Here is a 4759-nt window from a genome sequence, read left to right on the forward strand (position 1 = left end):
GCCGTGACCGGCGCAACTGCCTGACGTCACAAACAAGCGCCTTGTTCAGGCGTCCATGAAACAACGTGACATCGCCCTCAGGGGATATCTCAAATACCAGGTGACCGCCTGTACGATCAGCCATGCCTCGAAATGCCTGCCTTTGAAATCATCCTTCGACTGCCGCTTCAGCTTTTCGGCAATAGCATTCAGAATCATCCGTACGCTCCACAACATTTGGAGCGAAATTTCTCCTCCGACGGTCAACATACCGTTAAGCGCAAAAATTTGCGACAGGCCCAGCTAGATTTATCGGGCTTTGCTCCTCGCCAGGAGGAAAAGACCAATACAATGGAAGAACAGGAAGCAGCCGATCGTGCAGCTGACCGGGCCGGATTCCAAAGCCGGGAACCGGTCCAACGCATAAAGCGCGTGCGGAAAGCGAGCGAGCCGTTGGATCAAGCATTTGTTCGCGCGCCGATCGACGTCATCAACCGCTTTAAGCAATATTGCAATGAAACAGGCTTTTCCTATGGAGAGGCTCTGGACGAGCTAATGCGCAAAGCCGGTGTCTAATTTTCGGGCGGCCATTGCTGCGCGCCATGCAGGACACGAACTAACTCCACATCGTCGGATACTACATAGACCACGATGAAGGGCGTCCCGGACACAACCAATTCCCTTGTTTCCGGCATTCGGCCTGTGCGGCCGGAGCGAGGAAAGTCACGCAACCGCTCAACCTGTCGCTCAATTTCATCCCACATATTGAGCGCTGCCAAAGGATTGTCCAATGCAATATGGTCAACGATCTTATCGAGATCGATGGCATAAGAATCACGCCTGACGATCCGCATGTACTCAGCGACCTTGCGCGCGAATACGGCGTTGTAGGTCCGCCCGCTTCAACTGCGCCTTATCCGCCCATTCGTCCTCGGAAATTGCACGATTCGAGCCATCCTCAATCCCATCCATTGCCTTTTGCACCTGGCTTCGGAACCACGCATCATGTTCCCCCGCGGTATGGAGTTGTCGCTGACGTTCCGCCGTATCAGGCCGCTTGCGTTCCACGGCAGCCGGGTCATGTTCGGTCATGTCGATTTCGAACCGTTCAAGTCCAAGCTCGTCACGAACATAAGCAGCAGCCGTGTTCAGATTCCGCCAGATTCGCATCCGGCGCGATCGTTGAGCGGCCACAGCTCTCTCGTTCGCTCCATATTTCACGAGAACGGCAAACCCGCCCGGCTGCCCAAAAACAACGGCGCCGTTGAGTGCGTGAGCGATCGCGAGGTTTTTGACGGCTTTGCCATCGATAGTATCCGGCTGCATGGCAATCCCTTCTAATAAAAGCGACGCGTTTATCAGATAATTGCACGAATTTGCCATTTTGACAACGGCTTCGCCATCTTCTTTATTTCGAAAGCCATAGGTAGCTATCCGCGATTGTAGGTGGTGCGATTTTTGTCAAGTTTGCGCCACACCGGCCCGCAGTTTGCGCTGGCCGGAACCGTCGCAGGGCTGCGTGAGCAGCCCGAACGGCGACGTCCGCCTATCTTTCTCTATCTTTAATAGAAATAGATGGGGATTCAGTCTGCCTGGCGGACTCACGTAAACTGATTGATCTACCAAGTCGGGCGAGCGCTTGCCCCAAGGGATTGTCACCTACCTCGAACAAGGCCAGTTCGTTCATGGGAAGCCAACCTCCAACAGCAATGATCACGGTGCATAGAACTGCCGTCGAGCGTTCTACGCCATCTGTTCTGCCCAGATCTCATCAGTCCTTCACCCGCGCGCTGCCGGTCGCGGCCGCCGCCGGCTTTCGGCGGCTTTCTGAACGGAACTACATTCGATTTTGCCATTATCAGATTCCCTCGTTTCGCCTCAGCCTATGTCGGACTCGGTTTCGTCTGCATTTACGGAGGAGCTTGGCTCCGGGATGCGGCGTGGCCGGCAAATGGTGCGCGACGGGCGGGGGCAGTCGATCCCGCCTCCCCTTTTGGGCCACTATGTTGAGGCTCCTGCGGCTGCCCTGTTTCCCACCCGTCGCACGACGAGAATTCCCGAAATCTCGCCCGTCGGGCGTCGCTATGCTGATTTCTCCGATACTCTTCTTTTTCCTGGATCAGCCTTGCTCGGTTGCACCGCGCGCCGGCTTGGATCATGCAGGCTTTGGCGTATCCCCGATCATGTGAAACCTGTTCGTGCCGACGCATGCCTTCATGTCGTCGCGCCGGAACCAGATGGCTCGTCCGCATCGGAGGGGCGCGTTTCCTGCGGTGAAGACGATCTGTTCGTCGGCACGCATGCGCAGAACTTCATGGGGCTGGATGAGTGGTCTGGCAGCGAGCTGCTTCGAGCGTGTTCGCGATGATCCCTTTGCCTGGGAACTGCGGCTGACCTGGTCGATCTCGACCGTGGTCATGCCGCAGCGTCGGGAGATGTAGTCGGCGGTCTCGGGATCGTTGATCGCGGCGAACGAGATCCAGCTGGCACTCTCGAACCACTTGCTCGCCGCGTCGCGGCCGCCATAGGTCTCACGCATCTGACCGATCGACTGATAGATCATCGTCAGCGTGATCCCGTATTTACGGCCTGCCTCGCGCGCGGTCTCTATGATCCGCATGTAGCCGAGGCGCGCGACCTCATCGAGGAGAAACAGGGCGCGCCCCTTGATCTGTCCGTCGCGATTGTAAATCGCATTAAGAAACGAGCCGATGATGACGCGCGCAAGACCCGAATGGGTCTCCAACGTCTTGAGGTCGATGTTGATGAAGACGTCGGTCTTTCCCGCGGCGATGTCGCTGGTCGAGAATTTCTTCCCAGACACGAGTGCTGCGTAGTTCGGATAGGAAAGCCAGTGTGTTTCCTTGACCGCGTTGGCGTAGACGCCGGAGAAGGTTTCGGGCGTCATGTTGACGAAGGCAGCGACGTTTTCCTTCACGAAATCCGAGCCCGAATTGTCGTAGATGTCTTGCAGCCGTTTGCGCAATGTCGGCTCCGGCTCAGAGAGATTCATGCGCACCTGCCGAAGCGTCTGCTCCTTCTCGTCCGTGTGACCGGACAGGCAGACGTCGGCGATCAGCGCCGTCAGCAACTGGAGAGCTGACGCTCGAAAGAAGTCGTCACGGACACCGCGCGCGCCGCCGCTGTCGCTCATGATCCATGAGGCGACCGAGGCGATATCCTCTTCCTTGGTTCCGCCGAAACGTCCGACCCAATCCAGGACGTTAAAGCCAATGTCCGGCCTCCTCGGATCGAGAACGAACACGTCCCTTCCCGCTCCGCCGCGATGCGCGGAGACCATGGGTGCGACCTCGTTCGATGGATCGAGCACGATCAGCGTGCCGCCCCATTTTAGTGCCGTCGGGATCGTCACTGACGTCGTCTTGAAACCGCCGGAACCGGCAAAGACGATTCCGTGGGACGAGCCGAACGAGCCATCGAAGCATAGCAACGGCGACTTGCCACCGGCGCCCCAGGTCTCAGCGCTGTCGGCGCGAAACGCTCGGGCGCCGACATTGTCTTTGTCGACCCGATAGCGCTCACCGGTGACGATGCCACCAGCATCGGGAAACAACTTTACCGCCTCCGTCAGCTTCATCCAATCCGCTTCGCCATGGAGCGCTCGCTTGCCCTGAATGCGTTTCGGCTCGGCCCTTGCGAATGCCGCATTGCCGATGAGCGCGACGCGGAGTGCGAAGCAGGCACATAAGAGCGCCGCACTCGCTCCGATCGACGTTGCCGGATCGAGAAAGGCCAAGACCGTCTTGTCGGCCGGCAGCGTTTTCATGAAAGCGGAAAGGCGCATTGTTTCGCGGACTGCTGCGACCAGGATTGTCCCACTCGATCCCGCGACGACGCCCCAACCTGCCGGCTTGATATTGATCGAGCCGGCACTCGCGAACAGCAACAGAACTCCGATCGCCGCGCTGGCCACATAGGGCAATGCGATGCCCGCCCGCCCCCATGCCAGTTGTGCGGCCTCGGTCTTTCCGAAGACTGAAAGCCACTGGTCGACCCCGTTCATTCCGATGACGACCGGGATCATCAGCGCCGCTGGCGCGACGACGAGCGCAATCCTATGCATCGTCATTGCCGAACACCTCCACGCCGATTGCGGTGAGCCTGGACCGTTCGCCATCGTCGCCTTTGATGCGGCGGGCGGCGTCGATCAGGGCTCCCAGCAAAAGCGCTCGCTTCTCGTAGCGCAGACCGGCCTTGACGATCAGGCCGCCGAGCTCGATCTTCTCCCGCGTATCCTTCTTGCGGGCGTCGGATGTCATCGTCCTCGCCATGCGCTCAAGCCTCGCCAGCGCTGCCCGCGCCCGCGCCAGACGCGTCCGCCGCGGTCGATGCCTGTCCGCTGCTGTCGCCAGCGCCCTTCTTCCCTCCGGTCGTAGCGCCCTGCCCTGCGCGAAATCGCTTGGTCAGTTGCTCAAACGCTGCCTGAAGCTCCGCCTCATCGATTTCGATCTCGCCAAGGCCCGCCTTGAGCGCGATCCGGCCGATGCGTTCCGCTTCCCGGGTCTCGGCGATCTTGAGCTGTTCCTGCAGCCTGGCGATTTCGTCGCGGATTTTCGCGGATGGCTTCTTCATTCCGATTGTCTCCCTGGCTGAGAAAGCTTGTCTTTCGAAGCCAGTTTCCGGAACTTAAGTAGCGAACGCACTACTGTGAATCCTACAATCGCCAGCGGCGATGCTTTGGTGAATGATCCCGGCCGTTCCGAAGGAGCGGCTTCCAAGGGCGCAATTATACGTCGCTGGCGCGACGTGTTGCTGAGAG

The 4759-nt window shown here is 58.9% G+C and carries 6 protein-coding genes and 1 pseudogene; 1 reads left to right on the top strand and 6 read right to left on the bottom strand.

The features are described from left to right. Positions 1-78 precede the first annotated feature (78 nt). Positions 79-183: pseudogene (locus FFR93_RS39935) on the bottom strand (IS6 family transposase); the annotation flags it as partial. Here FFR93_RS39935 and FFR93_RS39940 point away from each other — a divergent pair. Beyond that, positions 133-555: a hypothetical protein gene (locus FFR93_RS39940; RefSeq protein ID WP_246661429.1), complete on the top strand. Its 423-nt coding sequence runs from the start codon at positions 133-135 to the stop codon at positions 553-555. The pseudogene FFR93_RS39935 and the gene FFR93_RS39940 sit on opposite strands and share 51 nt — an antisense overlap. Here the strand turns inward: FFR93_RS39940 and FFR93_RS39945 are convergent. The 5 genes from FFR93_RS39945 to traC all read right to left on the bottom strand — a co-directional run bounded on the left by FFR93_RS39945 (position 552) and on the right by traC (position 4572). Further along, on the bottom strand, positions 552-833 hold the full coding sequence (locus tag FFR93_RS39945; RefSeq protein WP_065284808.1) for a type II toxin-antitoxin system RelE/ParE family toxin: 282 nt from the start codon (positions 831-833) through the stop codon (positions 552-554). The genes FFR93_RS39940 and FFR93_RS39945 overlap by 4 nt on opposite strands. Positions 834-837: 4 nt before the next feature. Continuing rightward, positions 838-1305 carry a hypothetical protein gene (locus FFR93_RS39950; protein ID WP_138397179.1) on the bottom strand — a complete coding sequence of 156 codons (468 nt, stop codon included), beginning with the start codon at positions 1303-1305 and terminating at the stop codon, positions 838-840. Between the two features lie 829 nt (positions 1306-2134). Continuing rightward, positions 2135-4069, bottom strand: a complete 1935-nt coding sequence (gene traG, locus FFR93_RS39960; RefSeq protein ID WP_138397180.1) for a Ti-type conjugative transfer system protein TraG — start codon at positions 4067-4069, stop codon at positions 2135-2137. Next, a complete protein-coding gene (locus FFR93_RS39965; protein ID WP_138397181.1) occupies positions 4056-4271 on the bottom strand; it encodes a type IV conjugative transfer system coupling protein TraD in 216 nt (71 codons plus the stop codon). Before FFR93_RS39965 ends, traG begins: the two co-directional genes overlap by 14 nt. A 4-nt stretch (positions 4272-4275) precedes the next feature. After that, positions 4276-4572 carry a conjugal transfer protein TraC gene (gene traC / locus FFR93_RS39970; RefSeq protein ID WP_138397182.1) on the bottom strand — a complete coding sequence of 99 codons (297 nt, stop codon included), beginning with the start codon at positions 4570-4572 and terminating at the stop codon, positions 4276-4278. Positions 4573-4759 lie beyond the last annotated feature (187 nt).

This window comes from Rhizobium sp. MHM7A, assembly GCF_005862215.1.
GTDB classification, from domain to species: domain Bacteria; phylum Pseudomonadota; class Alphaproteobacteria; order Rhizobiales; family Rhizobiaceae; genus Rhizobium; species Rhizobium bangladeshense.

Bases quoted from the DNA above. Each gene is read 5' to 3' on its own strand.
- traG (WP_138397180.1), bottom strand. From the start codon at position 4,069: ATGACGATGCATAGGATTGCGCTCGTCGTCGCGCCAGCGGCGCTGATG.
- FFR93_RS39940 (WP_246661429.1), top strand. From the start codon at position 133: ATGCCTGCCTTTGAAATCATCCTTCGACTGCCGCTTCAGCTTTTCGGC.
- FFR93_RS39965 (WP_138397181.1), bottom strand. From the start codon at position 4,271: ATGGCGAGGACGATGACATCCGACGCCCGCAAGAAGGATACGCGGGAG.
- FFR93_RS39945 (WP_065284808.1), bottom strand. From the start codon at position 833: ATGCGGATCGTCAGGCGTGATTCTTATGCCATCGATCTCGATAAGATC.
- traC (WP_138397182.1), bottom strand. From the start codon at position 4,572: ATGAAGAAGCCATCCGCGAAAATCCGCGACGAAATCGCCAGGCTGCAG.
- FFR93_RS39950 (WP_138397179.1), bottom strand. From the start codon at position 1,305: ATGCAGCCGGATACTATCGATGGCAAAGCCGTCAAAAACCTCGCGATC.